Source organism: Nonomuraea sp. WAC 01424 (assembly GCF_003947315.1).
In the GTDB taxonomy this organism is placed as follows: Bacteria; Actinomycetota; Actinomycetes; order Streptosporangiales; family Streptosporangiaceae; genus Nonomuraea; species Nonomuraea spiralis.
On sequence record NZ_QHHZ01000006.1, the window covers coordinates 40,299 to 62,975 of the forward strand.

Here is a 22,677-nt window from a genome sequence, read left to right on the forward strand (position 1 = left end):
TGGCTGAGGCTTCACGAACGGTTTTCCGTGTACTTCGACCAGGCCAGGCGCAGCACCTGAACCGAGTGGAACAGATCGTCCTTGCTCGCCGCCTCGTCCAGGATGAACGTCGAGGCGCCGAGTTTCATGTATTGCAGCAGCAGGTCCGCCGTCTCCGCATAGTCGCCGACTATGTACGGGCAGAACGTCTTGTACGCCCGGAACGGGTACATCCAGTAGCCGCCTATCGGGGCGCTCACCTTCATGGCATCCTCCGAGAGCCGGCGATGCCAGTGGGATTCGACCGATTCATAGGCGAGATCGTGAAACTCCTCGCCGAGCCGGTCGACGGGAAAACGCTCGTAGGCGAGCCGCCACGCGGTGCTCGAGTCCTCTCGAGCGATGATGCCCAGCCGGAAGCCGCTGTCCGCGGGCAAGGACTCCTCGGCGTACTCCCGCGGCTCCCGTGGATAGCTCAGCCGGGTCGCACCGAGCTCCTTCTGCACGCGGATGCAGTCGTCCGAGGTTCCTGACACGAAGATGCGCGGCTCCATGCCGGCCACCGGCGGAGGGGCCGGTCGGAGCCCGTTCAGCTGGTAATACTCGCCGGCGTACGTCAGCGGCCGTGCCGCTGACGTCAGCTCGGCGATGATGGCGCCGAACTCCGCCAGCCGGTCATATCGCTGCCGGTGGTCCAGGGTGCAGCCCATCTCTCTCAGATGCCGGGAGAAGCCACCGGCCACCAGGTTCAGGCCGACGCGCCGGCCGCTGCCGACGGCTATCGAGTTGATGCTCTTCGCGACCGACATCGGGTGCTGGTACACGGGGTTCACGGCGATCAGCGGGATCAGGTCGCGCGACTTCTCCAGGACCCTGCCGGCGACGACCCATGGATCGAACGACGCGTTGTCGGAGAAGATCAGCATCCCGGCACAGTTCAGCTCCTCGGTCCATACGGTGATGTCGTCGAGATGTCGGAATGGCTCTTCGCGAGCTTCACCCGTCAACCATGGGGCCGAGGTGTAGATCGTCAGCATGAGTTCGCTCTCGGTATGCGATGTCGATGCCCGGCGCTTGGTCTGCCAGGCGGCTGACCAGCGACCAGAGCGCCTCAGGCGTGTTGAAGCTTTCGAACGTCAGCAGCTCCTCAGGAATCGAGATCCCGTACGCTGCTTCGATGTTCAACAGGAGATTGACGGCCGCGAGTGAGGTCAGACCGGCGGCCCTGGTGTCCAGATCCGCGGTCAGTGGCCGGTCGTCCGGCAGATCACGCAGCGCTGCGCGCAGCAGCGACTCGAAGCGCTGATCCCAGGTCTGCATGCCCGGCTCACCTGCGTGACTTGAGCTGGGAGGCGCCGAGGAACACAGAAAGGCTTTTCGGCGTCGTGTGCTCGAAGATCTGGCGCAGGCGGACGTCCACGTCCATGACCTCGGAGACCCGGCCGACGATCTCAAGGACCTGCATCGACGTTCCGCCGGCCTCGAAGAGATCCGAGTTCTCGTCAAGGTCCTGCGGGCTGAGCACCTCGCGCCATATTTCGACAAGGGCCGCCGTGCGGTCCGCTTCTTTCTCGTATTCGGCCTTCATCTTTGGAAGCTCCTCAGAAGGGCAGCGCTGGGCGACCACCGACTGCAGCCGGAAGATCTGAATCCGGAAATGCTGACATCGAATGTGCCTGACGGGCGGCGACAATGCATCGAATAATAAGTCATGCAGCTCCGCCCCGATCCTCATGGATGACAGGAAACCCGACCGGGGATGTCGCTCGGTGCCGGCGACCATGTGCCGGGCTCAGCGGAGTGACAAATTCCCGGAACACCGCGGTGACCGGTCACGAGGCGCGGCGGGAGGCGGAGCTGGGGGGAAGCAAGAGGAGATCCTCTTCGCTCACCAGGTCGAACCGGAGGGCGAAGGCGACCAGCGCCTCACGCTTGGAATGCTTGGGACCGTCGTCCTCGCACTTTGACCACTGGCTGACGGGAAGCTTTCGAACCGCCAGGTAGTCGATGTGGTAGTTGACACTGCTACGATTGGCGTCCTTGAATTGATCGACTCCTCGTAACCTCTCGACGACCTCTCGAAGTGAAGGCACGGCCGCCATAGAGGATCCGCGCAAACGCGGTTCGCACAGCGCGACGAGAACAATGAAATACTTGCTCGTCTTGTCCAGATGAATCGACGAGACCATCGCCCTCGTGGCCAGGTCCATCTGGAGCAAACGCGGCGGAGGGGCGTAGACGGTGAGTTCGGTGACGCCCGCGCTGGTCGGGATCAAAATGCGTGACATCTCAAAGGGAATCACCAGGTCCAGCTGCCGAGGGCGCACCTTGACCAACTCGGCGCCACCTTCCAGATTCTCGACGGCATAGGTGGTGCTCGTGGTGAGATTGGACACAGTGGCTTGCTCGGCGGAAACCTTGAGCGCCCCGAGGCTGGGTTCGGCGTTCGGCTGAATGTTCCCCGAGCGTTTGGAAATCCCGAACTTGAGTTCTTCGCCCGTCTTCAGGTTGATCCGCCCGCCGCTGCCGCATCCCTGCAGATGACCGGAGTCGTTCTGCCAGGTCACGATCACTTCAACGCCTGCCCCGGTTGACTGCCCACTTACCATGGCACTCCCATCTTGCCCCGTTTGTGCCGTAATGCACGTATCGGCTCGTACGTTATCATGCAGTGATTCGGAAAGCACGTGCCAAAGTACGTGGACTTCGGAGCCGTACGAATCCCCAAAGGAATGGCGACACAGCACGTTGACCTAGGCATTTACAAGATTGACTCAGGAACCCTACAATGGTCGCTACAATTTGCGATCGCGAAGTCACGATAGGCTCGTTGCCACGTCGGATCCATAAAGGCGCGGGCGGACCATGCGGGGACAGGCCGAACTCCTGCGGGCGCAAACGTCCGGTCGGTTCGGAGCGCCGCGTTCGGCGACCGAACGGCAGCGTGCATGCGGAGCGTCTCCGTGGTCTCACCGCCGCGCTTGCGCGGTGGCCACTGCCGCCGGAGCGCCACCCGTCGCCCGAGCCGCGACAAGGACGCTCTCCCTGCTGACGACGTCCCCCGGGAGACGCTCGACCTTTAACGGCGTCAACAGGCCACTCCCTGCACGGTTCCGGACAAGGCCGCGGCGACGCGCTCGCCGATCATGATGCAGGTCAGGTTGGTGTTGGCCCGCACCGAGGACGGAATGACCGAGGCATCCGCGACGCGGAGCCCGTCCGTGCCGAAGACCTGACATTCGTTGTCGACGACGCCCGTGGCGGCACTCGACGCCATGGCGGCGGTGCCGCTCGGATGGTGCGCCGTCTGCAGGTGCGCCGCAAGGTAGCGATCCGTGCTCGCGTCGTCGTCGACGGACCAGCCGTCGACGTCCACGAGTCTTTGGATGAACTTACTGACTGCCGGATCGTCCGCCATGTGCCGCGCCAGCCGTAGCCCTTCGCGGAGACGGGCCCGATCGGATGCCGCGGCGAGGTGGTCGAGGTGCACCACAGGGCCCTGACGGGGATCACGAGAGGCCAGCCGCACAGTGCCCCGCGACTCCGGCCCCATCAGATTCGCCGTGATAACGAAGGCGTGGCTGCCTTCCACGAAGGCGGCCAGGCCGGGCGCGTACTTGCTCATCTCGACATGGTTGAGCAGGCACAGTTGCATGTCATTGGGCATGCTCGAGCCCTGAGCGCGGTACCGCAGGACGACCTCGGCGCAGGGCGCGGAGGGGTCCGCCGCGCCCTGCGCGGGTGCGCAGACGATCGGCACCTGCGAGTGATCCGCGAGGTTCCGGCCAACGGCAGGGAGGTCGGCGACGACGTCGATCCCGAGTGCGCTGAGTTCCTCGGCCTTGCCGATGCCGGAACGGAGCAGGATCGCCGGGCTACCGATCGCGCCGGCGGCGATCGTCACCTCGTCCGCGCCGATGTCGCGCGCCTGCCCATCGGCGACGACCCGCACTCCCGTCGCGCGCGATCCGGTGAACAGCACCGTATCCACCAAGGTGTTCGGCATGACGGTGAGATTGGCCCGCTGCCGCGCCGGCTCCAGGAAGGCTTTCGCCGTCGAGATCCGGCCCAGCGAACCGTCGACGTTCAGCGGAAGGGCGCCCACGCCGGTGCTGCAGGGCTCGTTGTGATCGGCGGTACTGTCGAATCCGGCCCTCCGGCACGCCTCGGCGAATGCCTGGGACAGCGGAGTCATCCGCTCACTCGGCGTCCGGGCGATCCGTAGGGGGCCACGGCTGCCGTGGTGAGCGCCGGCCCGATCGACATCGGTCTCTATGGCGACGAACCCATCCAGCACCACTTCCCACGACCAGCTCACGCGGCCCGACGGCCAGTCGTCGAAGTCGCCGGGCTCCGGCCGGAGCGCGATGCACGTGTTCACACTCGAGCAGCCGCCGACGACCTTGCCGCGGGGGAGCCAATACTCGTTGCCGCCGGCACCGCGGGCGGTGTACCCCCAGTCGTGAGAGCTCAACGATGGTGTCCGCCCGTCCTGGAGCTCCGGTGGAAGGGCTGAGCCGTGATAGTCCGGTCCGGCCTCGATCAGCAGGACGCGGCGGTCGGTGCGCTCGGCGAGCCGAGCAGCGAGTACTGCACCCGTCGACCCGGCGCCGACGACTATGTGGTCAAAGAACATTGACGAGCGCATGCCCTACCCTTCGGCCGCTCATGGATTGCACGACTACGAACGAGGCGTACTTCGCCCCGGCACCTGACGACAGCGAGAAGGCCCGCCGGGCACCTGTAACGGAATGCACGGGACCGCTCTGCCGAGCAGACGGTCCTGGCAGGCGCTCAGGTCCTCGGCGTTGAAGCTGGTGACCTCCTCGTCCACGAGCCTCGATCTGAACTGCTTGCCGCACGACCGCAGTGGCCGGGAACGGCGCCACCGACCGGCTGCGTCGGCCAGGAGCCCGAGATCGGGCCGATGACACCGGGCTCGATGGTGAAGGAGTGAACATCCATGAGGTACGGCCGGTTCCGCCAGCGGTCCAAGACGGTTCAGGCGAGGTAATAGGGCCGGCTGTGTGCGGCGACCGGGGCCGACTGGTAGGTCCACATGCCCGCCGGGGCGGCGTTGGTCAGCAGCGCCGTGAGGTCCTGGCCCACGAGCGAGGTCGGCTCCGCCACATGAAGCGAGACCTGCGCGGCCGTTTCCGAGTCCAGCAGGTAGTACTGATAAGGGTGGTAAACGCTCTGCCGGCTGGTCAGCAGGCGGCCCTCCGCATCGGTTCCGTAGCCCGTGACGGGAGTGTTGTTCACCGGCACGCCCACCAGGCCGCCGAGGTGTGCGTCGATACTGAACAGCAGTCGGCCGCCGGGCGTGACACTCCCGTCTTCGGCGAAGTCGGCGTCCAGGACACGGACGTGCCAGTCGGACGTCTCCGGGCCGTTGAGCGACGGCATGGTCGCCGTGAAGCGGGCCGGCAGCTTCGGCTCGGCGAATATCTTCGATCCGGCCTCGATGGCCATCGCATTGTCGCAGAGCACGTGGATTCTGCCGATGCCGAGCAACTTGGTCTGGTCGATTCCGGTGGCGTACTCCGCGTACGACACGGGGAACATCCGGTGCTCCTCGCCCTGCGGATAGGCGATGATGTTGAGCTCCACCTCCTCCGTGATGCTCGAGCCGTCTCCGTACTGCGCGAAGTAAAGCTGGTAGTTGAGCGAGAAGCAGGCGCGGCCGTCGAAGTCGGCCGGGGCGAGCCGCGGGTGGGTTCGGCCGAGGATCTTCGCAGCGGTCTCGAAATCCACCAGGTAATCGATGCCGATGTTGTGCCACGCCCCGCAATAGAAGGGCAGCCGAAACGGCTCGGGAATCGGCGGCAGAGGGAGGTGCGTGTCGCGTCGGGGGGAGGCCGGGTCGATAGCAGTCATCATGGTTGCTTTCTCGTGACGTGTACCGGCGGCTGCACTCGGGTTCGTGCTGCCTGAACAGCGATAGGCAGGTGGGAGATGCGTTGGGACGAACGTGTGCGGGTGCTCGCCGGCCAGGCTGAACACGCCGGCCGAGGTCTGCACCAACACGTACCGAAAGAGGGAGCAGGCGCCGCAGCGGATCCAGGGGAGTCCTCGCACAGATCTCATCGGGCCGACCGTTGATCTGCTCCATTCGCTCGCCTCAGCAGGCCGGTGCGAAAAAGAGGACGCTCAGGCTTTGATCACAGCAGACGAGCCACCCCCGCGGAGTCGGGTGGCGGCCGTTTTCTCGTTTCGATCACGAGATATGGCAGGACCCTGGCTCGCAGCCCCCTGCTCGGCCGCTGCGACACCAGAGACAGCGGATACATTTTCACCCCTTGAGACAATGCTCAAAAGGCCAGGATGGATGTAGTGATGAGCGCTCGCTCATACTGGCAGGCCCTCTCATCGTGCGACTCCTGATCTCAAGGTGACACAACTCTAGACGTGAGCGGGCCTGCTCCATTCCTGACAGGCGCTAGGTTTGTCAATGTTGTCAGCGGTTAAGGGACTCTCCCACCGAGTCAGGGCCGTGGCGTTCTCGACTGGTGAGACTGCTCTACCCCTGAGCCAGGTGGGCGGGTAAGGCACCCCGGCGCGGAGATGACGAACGCGACCCCTCGTGATCGTCGGTGTCTAGCCAGTCGATCAAGAACAGGGGCCGCGTTCGCGTGCCATCATCCACGATCGACGTGCTCTCCCGCCACGTGGAGCACGTCACCATCGACGATCCCGCCTCCGACCTGCCCACCCTGGCCGGGGTGCTGGATGCCGCACCCGACCCACGCCACCGCCGAGGACGTCGCTACCGACTCGGCCCGCTGCTCGCGTTATCCCTGCTCGCCGTCCTCAGCGGAGCGACATCCCTGTCAAAGATCACCCGGTTCATCGCCGGATATGACCCCGGCCTGCGCACCCGGCTCGAGCTCCCGGCCACCACCCGACTGGCCGCCAGCACTCTCGGGCGGCTGCTGGCCCGCCTGGACGGCGATGCCTTCGACGCCGCGACCTGCGCCTACCTCTCCGCGCTGACCACCGGCCACCCGCCAGAAACGGCCGCCCCGACGACCGTCCAGGCGTCCGCGACCGCCAAAACACCCCTGCTCGGCCTGGCCGTGGACGGCAAGACCCTGCGCGGCAGCCGCACCAGCGACGGCGTCACTCACCTGCTGGCCGCCATCCGGCATGACACCCAGACCGTGCTCGCCCAGCGGCAGGTCGAGGCCAAGAGCAACGAGATCCCCGCCTTCGCACCCCTGCTGTCCGGCCTGGACCTGTCCGCGATGGTCATCACCGCCGACGCCCTGCACACCCAAGCCGAGCACACCCGCCAGATCGTCGCCGCCGGCGGCCACTTCCTGTTCATCGTCAAGGCCAACCAGCCCACGCTCCACCGCAGGCTCAAAGCGCTGCCCTGGCGCGAAGCGATCCTCAACGACCGCACCGACGAGCGCGGCCACGGCCGCCGCGAGATCCGCCGCATGAAGATCTGCACCACCCGCCCCGGCCTGCCCTTTCCCCACGCCGCCCAGGCCATCCAGGTCAAACGCCGCCGCACCGACCTCAAAACCGGCAAGACCACCATCGTCACGATCTACGCCATCACCAGCCTGCCGCCGGGCCGCATCCCCCATGCCCAGCTCGCCACGCTGATCCGCGGCCACTGGAGCGTCGAGACCCTGCACCACATCCGCGACGACACCTACCGCGAAGACGCCTGCAAGGTCCGCAGCGGCAACGCGCCCCGGATCCTGGCCAGCCTCCGCAACCTGGCCGTCGGCCTGACCCGCCTCATCGGCTGGACCAACATCGCCGCTGCCACCGACCACTACCGCAGCCACCCAGCCGACGGCCTTCAGCTCCTCGGTCTCACCACATGAGAACGCTTCAGCCCTGGCTGCGCGAACTCCAGCAGCTCGACGGCCGGCCCGCGCCTGCGCCCGTGACAGTCCGAAATAGCGGGCATACGTCGTCAGGTTCTCGGTCACCGTCAGATCCAGATCCAGATTCTCCAGCTGCGGGCATACCCCCAGCCGCGCCCGGATCGCCGAACTCTCCCGCACCGGATCCCGTCCGAGAATCCGCAGCGACCCCGCCGACGGCATCGACACACAGCTAACCTCGCCGTTTCGCGGCGGCTGATGAGAGTCCGGGCTGGATGATCGGTTAGACAGCAAAGAGTGCCCCTGATCTGGAAGATTACGGATTGTCGAGATCAACAACCTTCCAGAGCGAGGAGCACTCTTCGCGTGCAGACTATCCCGAAGTGGATGCAAGGGCTGGCGGTCACGGTCGGCGGTCACGGCGTGGTCTCTCACGTCGGTACGGCAGGGCTGCGGATGCTGGCGTTCAAGTCCGGCCAGACCATTGAACTGACAGCCGCGTTGCGGGTGCGGGGCCGGCAGGTGAGGCACGATCGGGGCCAGGTGTTATCCGACCTCGGTGTGATGATCGCTGATGGCGGGACCGCGACCCGGCACATCCGCACCCTGCGGGACCAGGGCGAGTTATTCGGTTCGGTGGCCTCGGCATCGACGGCGTGGCGAGCGCTGGAGGAGGTGACGGCCCGGCAGCGGGATAAGATCGCCGCTGCGCGGGCGCGGGCGCGACGGCGGGTGTGGACGTTGGTCGCCGCACGACACGGGGGCGTGCCGACCTCCCGGACCTGCTACGGCGACCTCGGTGAATGGATCGTGATCCGGCTGGATGCCACGATCCAGCTCTGTCACAGCGACAAGGAGGCCGCCGCGGGCACGTTCAACGGCAGTTTCGGGTTGTTCCCACTGACCGCCTGGTGCGACAACACCGGCGAGTGCCTGGCCATCAAGCTGCGTCCGGGCAACGCGGGCGCCAACACCATCGCCGATCACCTTGAGGTGCTGGCCGCCGCGATCGCGCAGATCCCGCGGAAGCACCGCAGACGGATCCTCATCACCTGCGACGGGGCCGGCGCCACGATCGAACTTCTGCAGTTCATCACCACCCTCAACACGCGCAGCCGCCGGGCCCACTACTCGGTCGGCTTCGACCTCGACGCGCGTGCCCACACCGCGATCGCCGCGCTGCCCGCCGATGCGTGGTCGTGCGTCCTGGATGAGACAGGTCAGGCCCGTGATCTGGAGGAGGCGGGCACCGCGGAGCTCACCGGCCTGCTGCGGCACTCGGCCGGGGGCGACAAGCTGGCCACCTGGCCGGGGGGCATGCGCATCCTGGTCCGCCGGGAGAAGCCCACCTCCGGCGCCAAACTGACCGATTTCGAGAAGGCGCGTGGCTGGCGCTACCAGCTGATCGCGACCAACACGCCGGCCGCCGCCTTGCCGCTGCAACAGGGCGAAGCGCGTCACCGCGTCCATGCCCGGGTGGAGGACTTCATCCGGTGCGGCAAGAACACCGGACTGGCCAGCCTGCCCTCCTGGTCGCTGGCCATCAACCAGGCCTGGTGCATCGCCGCCGCGATCGGCTGTGACCTACTGTCCTGGTTCCGTCTGCTGTGCTGCGAGGCCGAACTGACGATCGCTGAACCGTCCACCCTGCGCTACACGCTGCTGCACACCAGCGCCCGCCTGGTCCGCGGCCAGCGACGACGCACCATCAAGATCCCTCGTACCTGGCCCTGGGCCCACCACCTGCAACGCGCCCTCGCATCCGTCCTGGCGCTGCCCGCTCCCACCTGAGCACGAGCTTTGCCCCTGCCCACCCGACCAGCAAGACCCCGACCGGCCCGTGGAATCCGGCACCACCGGCGTGACCGCCGGCCAAGCGCCCTGCCCACAAACCAAATCCAAGATCCACTAATCATGCAGCCGTCACGCCGGGCGAAGCCACCCGAACCCGTGAATCATCGAGGCTAGTAGGTCCACGATGCCTGGATTGCGGTCTCGTGTCACGGTCTGAGTGGGCGCGGTGCCGTCGACATGGGTGATCGCTTTGAGGTCGTCGGAGGTCACGTGGTTGAAGTAGAGCATGTACGGGTCGACAACCGACCCGGTGAACCACTTGGGTGCGTCGGACTCCAACGTGATAGGCGCGATCGGGCGGTAACCCTCGCGGCGCTTAATTCTGTTCAAGCGGACAGTGGTCTCCTCGGTAAACGGTGCCGCCAGGATGGAGCGGTTGCCCAGGGCGCGGGGTCCCAACTCGTAGCGTCCGCGTGCCCAGCCGATGATGTCGCCGCGCTCGATGCACTCGGCGACTTCGCCGACGATCAGCGGGCGCACGAGGTAGGTGGCCGGGTCTGGTTGGACGTCTTCCGCGAATTCCTCACCCGCGTACACCGACCATTCGATGCTGGCCTGGCCGGTGTAGTACCACTGGGCGTCGATTGCCGTGCCGAGCGCGGAACGCTGTCATTCGGGCACGGGGGAACGAACACCGACTCGAACAGGCCGCTCTCACGCCACATCCTGTTCCAGTCACAGTTGAGGCCGCACCCGCCCGAGATCAGCAGCGGCAGACCCTCGGTGAGATTTTTCTCGGCGTAGTCGTGGAAAGCCTGGAAAATAGCGTCGGACAGTCGCTTGGCGGTCTTCTTGTATTCCTGCGACTCGACGCCTTTGTTGTACACGTGCGACGACGACATATCCGCCTTGGACAGTGACGAGAAAACCCGCTCCTGCTTCAGGATGTGCTCGATGGTCTTTCGCTCCTGGCGAGTGATCGGAGCGTCATCGGCGAAACCGGTCAGCGCCATTTGCTTGCCTGCGTCGTTGAAGCGGAACACGGCACCGCCGGGGTGCGTCGGGTCGGCCAGCGCGAACAGGTACGCGTATTTGCTCCCGGGGTCGCTCATCACCTGTTCGAGGTGCGTGGCTTCGCCTTTGGCGTTGACGCGGTAGAACGATCCGATATGACCTTCCCAGACGAGCGCGTAGTATTCCTGGCCGGGAATCGGCGACGCCATGCCGAGCGAGGAATAGATGTGCGAGCGTTCGTGGGTGGAGGAGAAGTATCTGACTTTCCTGCCGAAGAGCCTGCCTTCTTCGTCCGAAGCAGAGCCCTCACCGACTCCGAAATATCCTGTGCGCGAGGGCGGGCTCGCACCGGGCTCGCACCGGGCTCGCAAGGGAGAACCCTTTCATCCAGCCTCCCAGCGCCACGACGTCCGGTTGGCGGTCAAGCAGGCCGAGGCCCCTGGTGATGACCTCGGCGGTCAACCTGTCATAGCGCGGAAAGTTGTTCTTTTCCGCCTCAAGCGCGAACAGCAGCTTGCCGTCCTCGATGGCGACGAGGCCTCCGTCATGGCCTTCCTTCATAGCTAAAATCAGCATACCGATTCCTCTGATAGCGATGGGTGGTGACGAATGACGGTGAAACTGATTTATGCTTGTTCTCGGTCGCTTCGATGCGCTTGCCCGCACGGATGACTTGACGAGGAGTTCGGGGGCCTGTAAGAGGAGTCGGCCAAGGAGGCCTGTGGCGCGGGGGGTCAGGTTATCGACCGGGCGCGCCGGCCCGATACTGACATCGGTCAGGAGTATGTCGGGACTCCGAGATCATGTTTGTGTGTAGGATCTGCTCCGTGTCCATGCAATCGCTTATTCAGGCTCGGGGCCTGGTCAAACGGTTCGGGGAGTTCACCGCGGTGGCGGGGATCGACCTGGAAGTGGCGCCGGGGGAGGCGTTCGGGTTCCTGGGGCCCAATGGAGCGGGGAAGTCGTCGACGATGCGGATGATTAGCTGTGTGTCGATGCCGTCGGCGGGGTCGCTGCGGATTCTCGGACGGGATCCGGTGCGGGAGAGTTCGGCGATCCGGGCGCGGCTGGGGGTATGCCCGCAGCTGGAGAATCTGGATCTGGATCTGACGGTGACCGAGAACCTGACGACGTATGCCCGTTATTTCGGACTGTCACGGGCGCAGGCGCGGGCCAAGGCCGTCGAGCTGCTGGAGTTCGCCCAGCTGACGGAGAAGGCGTCGTCCAAGGTGGCGCCCTTGTCGGGCGGGATGAGGCGGCGGCTGACGATCGCGCGGGCGCTGGTGAACGATCCGGAGCTGGTGCTGCTCGATGAGCCGACGACGGGGCTGGACCCGCAGGCGCGGCATCTGTTGTGGGAGCGGTTGTTCCGGCTCAAGCAGCAGGGCACGACGTTGGTGCTGACAACGCACTACATGGACGAGGCCGAGCAATTGTGTGATCGGCTGGTGGTGATGGACGCAGGACGGATCGTCGCGGAGGGGTCGCCGCGGCAGCTGATCGAGACGTATGCCTCCCCCGAAGTGGTGGAGCTGCGGTTCGGGACGGATGAGCTGGCGACATACGTGGAAAAGCTGGACGGGATCGGGGATCGGATCGACCTGTTGCCGGACCGGATCCTGCTCTATGCGAAGAACGGAGACGGGGCGGTGAACGAGGTGCATCGGCGCGCGTTGACGCCCTCCAGCGTGCTGATTCGGCGTTCGTCGCTGGAGGATGTGTTCCTGCACCTGACCGGCCGGACTCTGGTCGACTGATGGCGCATCCGACGATAGCCGTGTTCGAGCGGTACATGGTGGTGTACAAGCGTTTGTGGCGGACGTCGGTGTTCGCGTCGTTCGCGTTGCCGTTGCTGTTCCTGGTCAGTATCGGGCTGGGGGTAGGGCGGTATGTGGGCGACCTGCAGAACGTCTCCTACGTTGAGTGGATCGTGCCCGGGGTGCTGGCGTCGACGGCGTTCCAGATGATGATCAGCGAGTCGACGTACTCGGTGATGGCGGCGTTCAAGGACTATCGCTCGGCGCACGCCGCGTTCGCGACGCGGGTGTCGATCGCGGACCTGTTGCGAGGCTGGTTCCTCTACCTCGTGGTTCGGGTGGAGATCGCGGTCCTGGTGTTCCTGGTGGTCGCCGCGGTCGGGGTGGGGTTGTCCTCGCCGTGGGTGGCGATAACGCCGGTGCTGGCGGCCTTGCTGGCGCTGGCGACGGCGGCTCCGGTGACGGCATTCGCCGCCAAGGTCGACCACGACAGCTATTTCGAGTTGCTGTTCCGGTTCGTGATGATCCCCGCGACGCTGTTCTCCGGGGTGTTCTTTCCGGTGGAGCAGCTGGGCTGGCTGCGCGTGGCGGCGTACGTGTCACCGCTGTGGCATGCGGTGGAGCTGTGCCGGGCGGCGATGCTCGGTCTGCCGACGTCATGGCCGTGGTTCGTGCACGTAGGGGTGCTGGTGGCCTATGGGGCCGCCGGGTGGTGGTGGGCTTCGCTCACCTTCCGTCGACGGCTTCAGGATTAGGTGGGCGTCATGGTGACGTTGCTGGTGGCGCGACAGGTGTCGCCGAGCCGGGTGGGTGCGGTGATGAACCGTAACCTGGGGGCTTTGCGGAGCGGCGCGTCGTATTGGCTGGTGTTGCTGGCGGGGTTCTTCGAGCCGTTGCTGTATCTCCTGTCGATCGGTGTCGGCGTGGGTGCGCTGGTGAAGAACATCCAGATGGACGACGGCGCGCTGGTGCCGTACGCGGTGTTCGTGGCTCCGGCGATGCTGGCGGCGTCCGCGATGAACGGGGCGCTGGCTGAGACGGCGTTCAACTTCTTCTACAAGATGAAGTACTCCAAGACGTTCGACGCGATCCTGGCTACGCCGGTGCAGCCGATCGAGGTGGCGTTCGGTGAGCTGGCATGGGCCATGGTGCGCAGCGCCCTCTACACGGCGATCTTCCTGGTGATCATGGTGATGTTCGGGCTGTCGGAGCCTTGGTGGGCGCTGGCGGCGTTCCCGGCGACATTGCTGGTGGGGATGGCGTTCGGCGCGGTGGGAATGGTCATTTCGACGCTGATGCGCGGCTGGCAGGATCTCGACCTGATCACCGTGGGGCAGTTCTCGTTGTTCCTGTTCTCCGGCACCTTCGCGCCCGTAGGCGGGTATCCGGCGGCGGTGGAGGCGCTGGTGGCCGCTCTTCCGCTGTACCACGCCGTGGAGCTGGTGCGAGGTCTGGCGTTGGGGCTGGTGTCGTGGGGGTTGCTGGGGCATGCGCTGTATCTGCTGGTGATGATGGTCGCGGGCCTGTGGATCACCTCGCGCCGGATCCAGCGGCTGTTGTGCTCGTAAGGGATGACGTCCCAGCCGCTCCTGTCAGCTCCCCACTTCGACCGCCCGCACGCTGACGGAGTCGATCGCGCACCCGGCGCCGTCCGCCCGCGGCGGCGCCGGCGGAACCATCCGCTGGAACAACATCACCATTCCACGAACTGAGGGGCCACGCTGATTCCGGCCAGCCGTCTTATGGGCGTAGCCTATGCGGCCGTTTCGGCTGAGAGGGACTCGTTGAGGACCTCCAGGGGCGGCCGGTAGCCGAGCGCTGAGTGAAGGCGCCGGTGGTTGTAGAACCCTTCGATGTAGCGGATGACCTGCCGTTTTGCCTTGGCTCGGGTGGTGAAGATGAAGCGGTGCAGCCATTCGTTCTTGAGCGCGGAGAAGAACGACTCGGCCATCGCATTGTCGTAGCAGACCCCGGTGCGGCCGACCGATCGGCGGTTGCCCAGGCCGGTCAGGAAGCGGCCGAACTCCTCATTGGTGTAGTTCGAGCCGCGGTCGGTGTGGAACACCGCATTGGGCTGGAGCAGGCTGGTGCCGGCGGCCATCCGGATCGCGTCCTTGATCAGCTCGGTGCGGTAGTGGTCGGCCATCGCCCAGCCCAGCACCGCCTTGCTGTGACAGTCGATCACCGTGGCCAGATACAGGAAGCCCTCCCAGGTCCGGACGGTGATGTCGCCGACCAGCTTGACGCCCGGCCGCTCAGCGGTGAAGTCACGGCCGACCAGGTCGGGGATGCCACGGAAGTCGCCCTGCACCGCGGTGGCCGGCCGGAATACCCTCACCTGGGCCGGGACGAGGCCCTGTTCGCGCATCAGAGCCCGGACCAGCTCGGCCGAGCAGTGCTCGCCGCGGCGGGCCAGGGCGGCGTGCACGCGCCGGTAGCCGTAGGTCTCGTGCGAGCCGGCGAAGATCTCGGCGAGCAGCGCGGCCAGCAGGGTCCGGCGTTGCGCGGTGGCCGAGGCCGGCCGCTCGCGCCACTCGTAGTAGCCCGAGCGGGACACGCCCAGCCAGGCGCACATCTTCACGATGGAGTGACGGGCCTTCTCCGCGTCGATGAGCTCGTACTTGGCGAGCGTCATCGAGTCTCGGACGCGAAGAAGGCGGCCGCTTTTTTCAAGAAGACCAGCTTCTCGCGCAGCTCGGCGTTCTCCCGCTCCAGCTCCCGGATCCGGGCCCGGTCCGGCCCGGAGACCGGCCGCGGCTGCTCCTCCTGCGCGCTCACGACCCGCTGCCGGTTCACCCAGCTGCCCAGGGTGCTGGCGTTGATATCGAACTCCCGCGCCACCGACGCGACCGTCCGATCGCCCTCCAGCACCATGCCGACGGCTTCTTCCTTGAACTCCGGCGAGAACTGCCTGCGACGCCTCGTCATGTACCTACCTCTTCCAGACTGCTGTCAGCTTATGTAGCTGGCTGTCCGGAATCTTCTAGGCACCTCAAACCATTCAACGACCAATCTTCGAATGATTGACGTCCAGCACTCAGCAGGAAGCAGCGCTCTGGCTAATCGACCTGGGCGTCATGCCAACGCTGGACAGTCGCTCCATGCCGCATCAGAACGTGGGAACGGCGCGTATGGTCAGCCGAGTCTGACGCGACCCTGGCGGCTGTCAGGAGCCAAATTGTGTTGGACCTCGAATAGAGTTGCCTTAATCCACCCGCGGTCGAGGGAGAGAGGCATGCGGGCGGCCACAGACCCGTCAACATTCTTTGAGCCCATAATCGCTGGTGCTCATCGCGCTTCCGCTGGATCGCTTTCCAGAATCACACAGAGAGAGGTTCGATGAACCGATTCGAGGTAAAGCATGTTCCAGAAGACTTCCTGGTTCGCGAGTGCGTTGCGGTCCGGCTCGTCCAGCAAGAAGTTGCGACACACCAGTTCTGGTTGCTCCGCAAGTGTGGTTACACAACGATGGAGGCGGTACGCGGGATCGCTGACGAACTCGGCGTCCCCGAGGGTTCGGTGGGCTATTGCGGTCTCAAGGATGAAGACGGGGTCACAGAGCAACTGATTTCGATTCCGATCACGATCCCGGTTGACGCCGTCAAGCGTTTGGAGGTCCGCGAAGGCAGCCGCTGGTATTACGTACAGCCCTACGGGTTCGGCGACGCGGCCCTGCGGGTCGGCCAGATGGAGGGAAACAGCTTCAAGATCATACTGCGCAACCTGGAAGGCCGCCACCTCGACGGCTTCTTTGCGCGCAAGAAGATCAACTTCATGTTCCTGAACTATTTCGACACCCAGCGTTTCGGCGTGCCGGGTGGCCCGCATCATTCACACCTCGTTGGCGCCGCCATGACGAACGGCGACTGGGACGACGCGAGGCAGAAGTTGATCGAGCTGAACTCGCCGGAGAGTCGACTTGCAGCCAATTGGTCTGGCGCCAGTCGAGACTTCTTCTTCCAGCTGGACGGCCGAGTGAGATCGTTCTTTCCGGCTGCCTATGCCTCATTCATGTGGAACAACGAGCTGGCCGGGCTGGTCGATGCGACTGCGATGGAGGGAATCCACCGGATGACCGTCGACGGAATTGACTTCACTTATCTGGACGACACCAGCGCGACTGCGGGCGTACTTTCGGCGAGATATGAGTTGCCGATCAAGCGATACTCGTTCGAAGACCATGCCGTGGCTCGTTCCGCGTCCGTGCGTGCGACCGTGGCACAGACGGTTATCGAAGTGGCCGGCCGCGCGGACGACGAGTACTTTCAGGGGCGGAAAAGGGTCGAGCTCAGCTTCTTTCTGCCATCCGGCTCGTACGCGACCGCCGCTGTGCGACAACTCGCCCTACAGATCGCATGAAGGATCTGATCAACGGCGCTTCGGCGTTCATGTTCGACCTTGAAGGCGTCGTCCTGGACACCGAGACCATCTGGGACGAAGCACAGAGAATACTGCTTTCGCGCCGGGGCCACGACTACAACCGTGCCGCACTCAAGCACCAGCTCACGGGGCTCGGTGCACAGCAGGCCATTGCCGCGCTGATTGCTCATTACCGGCTGCCTGATGACCCGTCGTCTCTCATGCTTGAGCGCTGGGAGATCATGGCCGAGCTTCTGGGTCAAGGAGTGAAATACGTTCCGGGGGCCCTGGATTTCGTCCGCCAAGCTGCCGTCGTGGTCGACATATGCGCAGCGACATCCATGGACCCCGGCCTGCTCGATATAGCACTGTCCGCAACAGACCTGCGGGCGGGTTTCCCCGGCCCGATATTCACATCGGCAGATGTGAACGGTGTCACCAAACCCGCGCCGGACATTTTCTTGTACGCGGCGGCCAAGCTGGGATTTGAGCCGGCTACTTGTCTCGTCATCGAAGACGCGCCGCATGGCATTGCGGCTGCGCGGGCAGCAGGAATTCCCTGTATCGCATTGTGTACCACGCATGAGCGATATCGCCTGAATGGCGCTGACATGATATTCTCCAATTGGAGTGAAGTGCCGCGGCCATTTGGCTTGAGGCGGGATCAAGGTTGCGTCGAGAACGCCTAAAAGAACTTGCAGGGCCTGCAAGTAATCTCTTCGCCTCGAACAGCCCCCGCCTCAGAGGCCGACGAGCACAGGTGTAACCCTGTGCTCGTCGGCTCCTTATTCATGTTCGACGGACTGGCCCACCGAGCAAGACGCGACCATGCGGACGCTACAAAGGTTGAATTCGTAAAGTCGGTCATGGCTTTGCCCAGGGCCGTGGCGTTCTCGACTGGCGAGACTGTGCCGCTCGAATATTGAGTTACGTGTCCTGAGCTGCGGTTAAGCGGCGTGGTGGTATTCGCTGATCATGCCGGCAACGACGGGTCTTCGATGGACGGTTCGCTGATCGTTGAGGTCGGTCACGTCATGGGCGCGCGGCGTTGTGAGGTCCGGGGGGCGTTGCTGCCGGGATTGGTGCGGCCGGTGCCGGTTGTAGTGGATCAGGTACTCCTGGAGCACGAGGGCCAGGTGGCGTTCGTTGAGGATCAGGATCCGGTCCAGGAGTTCACGGCGCAGGGTGCCGATGACGCGCTCGCAGATGGCGTTCATCCTCGGCGTCCGCGACAGCGTTGTGATGATCTGCAGTCCTTCGGCTTCGAAGACCTGCCTGAAGGTGGAGGTGAAGAGCGGATCCCGGTCGTGGATCAGGAATCGCAGCCCGGCGATGCGGTCACTCACGTCCATTGCCAGGTTGCGGGCCTGCTGCACGGTCCATGCTCCGGTCGGGTGGGCGGTTACTCCGGCCAGGTGCAGTCGTCGGGTGCCGTGCTCGATGAAGATCAGTACATACAGTCGTTTGAGCAGCACCGTCTCGACCACCAGGAAGTCACACGCGGTGATCGCGTGGGCGTGAGCGGCCAGGAACTGTCGCCAGGTCGGCCCGGACCGGCGAGGCGCCGGATCGATACCAGCCCCGTGGAGAATCTCCCACACCGTGGAGGCCGCAATCGTGCACCCAAGGCGCGCCAACTCACCTTGAATTCTCCGGTGCCCCCAGGTCGGGTTCTCCCGCGCCATCCGCACAATCAGTGCCTTGACCGGCCGGCGGGTTCCGGGCCGCCCCGGGCGCCGCCTGTCAGTGAAGGTCCACTTACGCGCCACGAGGTGACGATGCCAACGCAGGATCGTCTCCGGGGTGACCGGGAAGACTTCCGCCCACCGGCGGCGGGGGATCAGACTCGACAATGCCGCAGCCAGAGCCGGTCGGCGTGATCCCACCGCGGCCGGCCACCGAGTTGACGGCGTAGCACTTGGTTCTCGTGACGGAGCACCAGCAGCTCAACGTCCTTGGACCGATCGGCACGGATCAGGATCACCAGCAGGCCGAACAAGCCCCTCAACAACCGGTAGACAAGCGACAACAACACCTCGTGATGGTCGAAGCCGCTGCCCAGACCGCGCAGCAAAACCCCTGCTCACAGTACGAAACCATATTTCGAGCGGGACACGATCATCCACTCCGACCAGGGCGTCCAGTTCGGCTCCTGGGCCTTCACCCAGCGGGCCAAGGACTCCGGCCTGCTGCCCTCGATGGGCAGCGTCGGGGACTGCTTCGACAACGCCATGATGGAGTCGTTCTGGTCGCGGATGCAGGTCGAGCTCCTCGACCGTCAGCGATGGAACACCCGGATCGAACTCGCGAACGCGATCTTCGAGTACCTGGAGATCTGGCACAATCGGCAACGACGGCACAGCAGCCTGGGCATGCTCACCCCGATACAGTTCGAGAACGCGTCCATCGTGGCATGACAATCCAGAAACGCGACTCCATCGAACCCAGGGCACACCATTGCCTCTACGAGATTCGGGGAGGTTCACACGGAATGGACCTGCCTCTACCGTGGATGAGGGTGGGCGAGGATTTGAACGACGCGTTTGTTTGGTTGGTGCTCCTCGGGGTTGTGCTGCTGGTGACCATGCTGGTGTCCGGTGACTCCGAAGCCAAGCCGGTCGACTACGAAGCCGACCCGGCCGTGAAGCGACGGCGGTGGGAAGTGCGGGTCCAGGCGGCACGCCGCCTCCTGGAGGTCTGCCTCACCAACGCCGCAAACGGGGAGAAGCACTACCAGGAGGCTGAGAGGCGCCTTGCCACTCCTGGTTCGGAGGCCCTCGCGGACATGGAGATCGAACAGGCCTGCATCTACGGGCACTGGCGGGCGCTGCTGCACTTGGCGGTGATCCGCGCCATGGAGAGGAAGCCCCAAGAGGCGATATGGGCGTTCGACAAGGCCGTCCTGAAGGTGAACCCTGCGGGGATCGAGCCCGATGACTTCCGGCCCAAGATGGTCGGGATGGCCCTGGTCTGGCTGGAGGTCCGCTCGGGGCTGGCCAAGGTGTGGGAGGAGTCCGTAGGCCGGAGACATCCTGGTCTGTCCGGCTCGCAGCTGCGCGCCAAAGCCGTCGAAGAGATCATCGAGACGATCCCGCCCTTGAAACCATGACGCCCTCGCAGGGCTGCCACAGGACGGGCGGGTTCTGAGTTCAGTCGAGGGTGGGTACGCGGTTGGGGTGTAGGGGCCGGTACCCGTCGGCGTCGAGCTGGGCGAGTTCCCCGTCGATGTCCACGGAGTGGGTGCCATAGAAGTGCACGTTTTCGTGGTGGGTGGGCCAGTACACCGCCGCAGGCATGCGACAGCCCCGCCCCAGGGAATTCACAGGGGCGGGGCTGTCTGGTGGGGACCATGCCCCCGAGCAGTGGAGACCTGGGTGTGGACTCCGGAGTCCGGCGCGGGACTACCCCTCCGTCATCACGTGCCGGACAGGCTCGGGGGACATGGCCGCTGGAGGACAGTGCACCGCGCTGCGTACAGCAGGACCAGGCGCGTAGGTCCACCAGATCAGACCGCCCTCACACCGGGCGGTGATGCCGGGGAACACCACGACCAGCGTGTGGTCTTGCGTGGAGGCGGCGATGTTGTACTCCTCCGCCAGGACGTCGCACAGGTCACCGGCGAGCCGGGCGTCGGCCAGCGTGGCGGTCAGATGGGGCCCCTGGAGGGAAGGCATGCCGCAACTCAACCGCATGCCCAGAGTCACCGGCAGGGGGCAGACTGTCCCACAGGCGGATATCCCCAGTCTGGCCTGGAGTGATGGCGATGAGCGAGGAACCTGTACCCCGTTGGGCGGCACGGTTGCGTGCCGAGCGGCTTAGGCCAGACAGGAGGTGGAGCCTGGCCCGCATGGCGCGGGAGCTGCGGGTCGCCGCCGGGGACCGGGTCCCGGTGTCGCATCCGGCGAGCCTGCGCCGCCAGGTCCGGGGGTGGGAGCGCGGAGAGCACCTGCCGGACGAGCGCTACCGCACTCTGTACGCCCTCGTGCTCAACATCCCCGAGCAGGAGCTGTTCGCCAGCACAAGCCCGGCGCGCATCGAGGAGGACGTGGAGCAGCTGCCGGGCCGTGTCCACGTACCGCCTGGCGGCGACGCTCGCCAGCGTCACCTCCCATACCGGTCGGCCGGGCGAGAACGCCATGGCGCCGCCACGGCCCACGAGGTGGCCACAGAGGTGCCTGCCTCCAGCGCGCACATCGTCGCACTCGACATCCGGCTCGGCGCCCGGGGCATGGTGGACACCGTCGTCAGGGCCGCCGCTCATGCCCATCGCACCGCACACAAGTTCCCCGGCAACCGGGACGTGCTCGCGGCAGCGGCCGAGGCGCATGGCGCGGACCGGGATGGCGAAAACGTGAGCGAGCGGGACACGACGTCCACAGTCGGGCCAAGATCGCGATCCTGGATCAGGAACCGCAGCCCGGCGATGCGGTCACCCAGATCCATGACCAGGTTGCGGGCTTGCTGCGCCGTCCATGCTCCGGTCGGGTGCGCGGTCACTGCGGCCAGGTGCAGTCGCCGGGTGCCGTGCTCGATAAAGACCAGCACATACAGCCGTTTGAGCAGCACGGTCTCCACTACGAGGAAGTCACAAGCGATGATCGCGTGGGCTTGAGCAGCCAGGAACTGCCGCCAGCTCGGGCCGGCCCGGCCGGGCGCCGGATCGATACCGGCGGCGTGCAGGATCTCCCACACGGTGGAGGCCGCGATGTTGTGGCCCAGGCGGGCCAGCTCGCCTTGGATTCTCCTATGCCCCCAGGTCGGGTTCTCCCGCGCCATCCGAATAATCAGTGCCTTGGCCGGCCTGCGGGTGCGGGGCCGTCCTGGGCGCCGCCTGTCGGTGAAGGTCCATTTACGCGCTACCAGGTGGCGGTGCCAGCGCAGGATTGTCGCCGGGGTGACCGGGAATACTTCCGCCCACCGGCGGCGGTGGATCAGCCGCGACAATGCCGCAAGCCAGAGCCGGTCGGCGTGACCCCACCGAGGCCGGCCACCGAGCTGACGGCGGAGCACCTGGTTCTCGTGACGGAGCACCAGCAGCTCAACGTCTTTGGACAGATCAGAGCGGACCAGCACTGTCAGCAGGCCGAACAAGCCCCTCACCAACTGGTAGCCAAGCGACAACAGCACCTCGCGATGGTCGCAGCCGCCGCTCTGATCACGCAGCGAAACCCAGCTCACGCCGCGAAACCGGGTTTTCGAGCGGGACAGGGTCCAGCGTTGACTGACCAGCTGGTGGTGCCAGGCCAGCAATGTGCCCGGCGTCACGATCCGATGGAGGCGAAGCCGCGTGGGCAACAGTCGCGCCAGCGCGGCCAGCAGCGCTCGGTCGGCCCAGTCTGGTCGTGGTCGGGAGACCTGACGACGCAGGACGGCGACCTCATGACGCAGCACCAAGATCTCTACGTCCTTGGAGGTGTCGCCCCGTGTGAGAAGCGTCAACCAGCCGAACAACCAGACCATCGGCAGATACAGCAGGCGTAGAAACACGAGTGCCGAGGATAGAAGGCCAGATCAGATGCCACGGGCGAGGTTTTGGCACCTCACAGGTGCTGAACGCTGAAGAAGGTCACGAAGACCGATCGTGCGAGCTACGGTATTACACCTTGACGTTGTGCGGATATCTGCTGGTCACGTTGCGGGAGGCTCTTGCCGTGGCCCTGGCCCCTGGCCCCTGGCCTCAGCGCCGCGCGGGCGGTGGTGCGCCTGGTCGGCCTGCCGGTCCAGTGCCCTGCGAGGACTTGGAAGCGGTACAGGGCGAGCGCGACGGCCTCGTTCCCATCGGCCGCCTCGCCGACCACGTCGATCCCGTCCGCGCTCTCCGTGACCAGCCGGAGACCCGCTCTGATCATGGCATGGTCATCAGCGATGATCAGCTTGATCGTCATAAGGCATTCCGCATGTTGCAGGTACGGTTTGACCTTGCCTGGCCC

At 65.3% G+C, this 22,677-nt stretch carries 24 protein-coding genes and 1 pseudogene; 9 read left to right on the forward strand and 16 right to left on the reverse strand.

Annotated elements, in window-relative coordinates; genetic code table 11:
* Positions 1-11 precede the first annotated feature (11 nt).
* The 6 genes from DMB42_RS17670 to DMB42_RS17695 form a co-directional block, all read right to left on the reverse strand.
* Positions 12-1,016, reverse strand: coding sequence for an LLM class flavin-dependent oxidoreductase (locus DMB42_RS17670; protein ID WP_125635932.1), 1,005 nt, complete (start codon positions 1,014-1,016; stop codon positions 12-14).
* Positions 976-1,299, reverse strand: a complete 324-nt coding sequence (locus tag DMB42_RS17675) for a phosphopantetheine-binding protein (protein ID WP_125635934.1) — start codon at positions 1,297-1,299, stop codon at positions 976-978. The genes DMB42_RS17670 and DMB42_RS17675 overlap by 41 nt, the downstream gene beginning before the upstream one ends.
* Positions 1,300-1,306: 7 nt before the next feature.
* Entirely contained in the window at positions 1,307-1,714 is a 408-nt protein-coding gene (locus DMB42_RS54255; RefSeq protein ID WP_221762209.1) for an acyl carrier protein, read from the reverse strand.
* Positions 1,715-1,811: 97 nt separating this feature from the next.
* A complete protein-coding gene (locus DMB42_RS17685) occupies positions 1,812-2,546 on the reverse strand; it encodes a hypothetical protein (protein WP_221762210.1) in 735 nt (244 codons plus the stop codon).
* Positions 2,547-3,067: 521 nt separating this feature from the next.
* Positions 3,068-4,627, reverse strand: a complete 1,560-nt coding sequence (locus tag DMB42_RS17690) for a GMC family oxidoreductase (protein WP_125635938.1) — start codon at positions 4,625-4,627, stop codon at positions 3,068-3,070.
* Positions 4,628-4,980: 353 nt separating this feature from the next.
* On the reverse strand, positions 4,981-6,006 hold the full coding sequence (locus DMB42_RS17695; protein ID WP_221762211.1) for a hypothetical protein: 1,026 nt from the start codon (positions 6,004-6,006) through the stop codon (positions 4,981-4,983).
* 605 nt (positions 6,007-6,611) lie between these two features.
* Between DMB42_RS17695 and DMB42_RS17700 the strand changes: the two genes are divergently transcribed.
* Both DMB42_RS17700 and DMB42_RS17710 read left to right on the forward strand, forming a co-directional pair.
* Positions 6,612-7,820 (forward strand): ISAs1 family transposase, encoded by a 1,209-nt coding sequence (locus DMB42_RS17700; protein ID WP_185844712.1) that lies wholly within the window; start codon positions 6,612-6,614, stop codon positions 7,818-7,820.
* A gap of 369 nt (positions 7,821-8,189) precedes the next feature.
* Positions 8,190-9,614 carry an IS1380 family transposase gene (locus tag DMB42_RS17710; protein WP_221762212.1) on the forward strand — a complete coding sequence of 475 codons (1,425 nt, stop codon included), beginning with the start codon at positions 8,190-8,192 and terminating at the stop codon, positions 9,612-9,614.
* Between the two features lie 132 nt (positions 9,615-9,746).
* Here DMB42_RS17710 and DMB42_RS54260 read toward each other — a convergent pair whose 3' ends face one another.
* Genes DMB42_RS54260 through DMB42_RS54270 form a run of 3 tightly spaced genes read right to left on the reverse strand, consistent with a single transcriptional unit; the run spans position 9,747 to position 11,207 of the window.
* Positions 9,747-10,157 carry a carbamoyltransferase C-terminal domain-containing protein gene (locus tag DMB42_RS54260; protein ID WP_221762213.1) on the reverse strand — a complete coding sequence of 137 codons (411 nt, stop codon included), beginning with the start codon at positions 10,155-10,157 and terminating at the stop codon, positions 9,747-9,749.
* A complete protein-coding gene (locus DMB42_RS54265) occupies positions 10,145-11,002 on the reverse strand; it encodes a carbamoyltransferase N-terminal domain-containing protein (protein WP_221762214.1) in 858 nt (285 codons plus the stop codon). The genes DMB42_RS54260 and DMB42_RS54265 overlap by 13 nt, the downstream gene beginning before the upstream one ends.
* Positions 10,938-11,207, reverse strand: a complete 270-nt coding sequence (locus DMB42_RS54270; protein WP_221762215.1) for a hypothetical protein — start codon at positions 11,205-11,207, stop codon at positions 10,938-10,940. The genes DMB42_RS54265 and DMB42_RS54270 overlap by 65 nt, the downstream gene beginning before the upstream one ends.
* 257 nt (positions 11,208-11,464) lie before the next feature.
* Between DMB42_RS54270 and DMB42_RS17720 the strand changes: the two genes are divergently transcribed.
* The 3 genes from DMB42_RS17720 to DMB42_RS17730 are packed head-to-tail and all read left to right on the forward strand — an operon-like array spanning position 11,465 to position 13,956.
* A complete protein-coding gene (locus DMB42_RS17720) occupies positions 11,465-12,388 on the forward strand; it encodes an ABC transporter ATP-binding protein (RefSeq protein ID WP_125636446.1) in 924 nt (307 codons plus the stop codon).
* Positions 12,388-13,143 carry an ABC transporter permease gene (locus DMB42_RS17725; RefSeq protein ID WP_125635942.1) on the forward strand — a complete coding sequence of 252 codons (756 nt, stop codon included), beginning with the start codon at positions 12,388-12,390 and terminating at the stop codon, positions 13,141-13,143. Before DMB42_RS17720 ends, DMB42_RS17725 begins: the two co-directional genes overlap by 1 nt.
* A 9-nt stretch (positions 13,144-13,152) precedes the next feature.
* On the forward strand, positions 13,153-13,956 hold the full coding sequence (locus DMB42_RS17730) for an ABC transporter permease (protein ID WP_125635944.1): 804 nt from the start codon (positions 13,153-13,155) through the stop codon (positions 13,954-13,956).
* A 185-nt stretch (positions 13,957-14,141) separates the two neighbouring features.
* On the opposite strand, the gene DMB42_RS17735 is transcribed toward DMB42_RS17730, so the two are convergent.
* Positions 14,142-15,316, reverse strand: a protein-coding gene (locus DMB42_RS17735) for an IS3 family transposase (protein WP_125635946.1) whose coding sequence is annotated in 2 segments (ribosomal slippage) — positions 14,142-15,076 and positions 15,076-15,316 — 1,176 coding nt in all. Because the reading frame shifts where the segments join, the coding sequence is not laid out codon by codon here.
* A 411-nt stretch (positions 15,317-15,727) separates the two neighbouring features.
* Here DMB42_RS17735 and truD point away from each other — a divergent pair.
* Positions 15,728-16,747, forward strand: coding sequence for a tRNA pseudouridine(13) synthase TruD (truD, locus tag DMB42_RS17740; protein WP_125635948.1), 1,020 nt, complete (start codon positions 15,728-15,730; stop codon positions 16,745-16,747).
* Positions 16,744-17,436 (forward strand): HAD family phosphatase, encoded by a 693-nt coding sequence (locus tag DMB42_RS17745; protein ID WP_125635950.1) that lies wholly within the window; start codon positions 16,744-16,746, stop codon positions 17,434-17,436. The genes truD and DMB42_RS17745 overlap by 4 nt, the downstream gene beginning before the upstream one ends.
* Positions 17,437-17,694: 258 nt before the next feature.
* Here the strand turns inward: DMB42_RS17745 and DMB42_RS17750 are convergent, their stop codons facing one another.
* Both DMB42_RS17750 and DMB42_RS54275 read right to left on the reverse strand, forming a co-directional pair.
* Positions 17,695-18,516, reverse strand: coding sequence for an integrase core domain-containing protein (locus DMB42_RS17750; protein ID WP_221762217.1), 822 nt, complete (start codon positions 18,514-18,516; stop codon positions 17,695-17,697).
* A 71-nt stretch (positions 18,517-18,587) separates the two neighbouring features.
* Positions 18,588-18,821, reverse strand: a complete 234-nt coding sequence (locus DMB42_RS54275) for a hypothetical protein (RefSeq protein WP_221762218.1) — start codon at positions 18,819-18,821, stop codon at positions 18,588-18,590.
* A 43-nt stretch (positions 18,822-18,864) separates the two neighbouring features.
* On the opposite strand from DMB42_RS54275, the pseudogene DMB42_RS17755 reads away from it, so the two are divergent.
* Both DMB42_RS17755 and DMB42_RS17760 read left to right on the forward strand, forming a co-directional pair.
* Positions 18,865-19,164: pseudogene (locus tag DMB42_RS17755) on the forward strand (transposase); the annotation flags it as partial.
* Between the two features lie 101 nt (positions 19,165-19,265).
* A complete protein-coding gene (locus tag DMB42_RS17760) occupies positions 19,266-19,856 on the forward strand; it encodes a hypothetical protein (RefSeq protein WP_125635953.1) in 591 nt (196 codons plus the stop codon).
* A gap of 40 nt (positions 19,857-19,896) precedes the next feature.
* On the opposite strand, the gene DMB42_RS53235 is transcribed toward DMB42_RS17760, so the two are convergent.
* The 4 genes from DMB42_RS53235 to DMB42_RS17775 form a co-directional block, all read right to left on the reverse strand.
* Positions 19,897-20,043 carry a hypothetical protein gene (locus DMB42_RS53235; protein WP_185844713.1) on the reverse strand — a complete coding sequence of 49 codons (147 nt, stop codon included), beginning with the start codon at positions 20,041-20,043 and terminating at the stop codon, positions 19,897-19,899.
* Positions 20,044-20,148: 105 nt separating this feature from the next.
* The gene (locus DMB42_RS17765) at positions 20,149-20,421 is read right to left on the reverse strand and encodes a hypothetical protein (protein ID WP_125635955.1); all 273 of its coding nucleotides are present in this window, start codon (positions 20,419-20,421) and stop codon (positions 20,149-20,151) included.
* Positions 20,422-21,004: 583 nt separating this feature from the next.
* Positions 21,005-22,234 carry a hypothetical protein gene (locus DMB42_RS17770; RefSeq protein ID WP_221762219.1) on the reverse strand — a complete coding sequence of 410 codons (1,230 nt, stop codon included), beginning with the start codon at positions 22,232-22,234 and terminating at the stop codon, positions 21,005-21,007.
* 101 nt (positions 22,235-22,335) lie between these two features.
* The gene (locus tag DMB42_RS17775) at positions 22,336-22,632 is read right to left on the reverse strand and encodes a response regulator transcription factor (RefSeq protein ID WP_125635957.1); all 297 of its coding nucleotides are present in this window, start codon (positions 22,630-22,632) and stop codon (positions 22,336-22,338) included.
* Positions 22,633-22,677 lie beyond the last annotated feature (45 nt).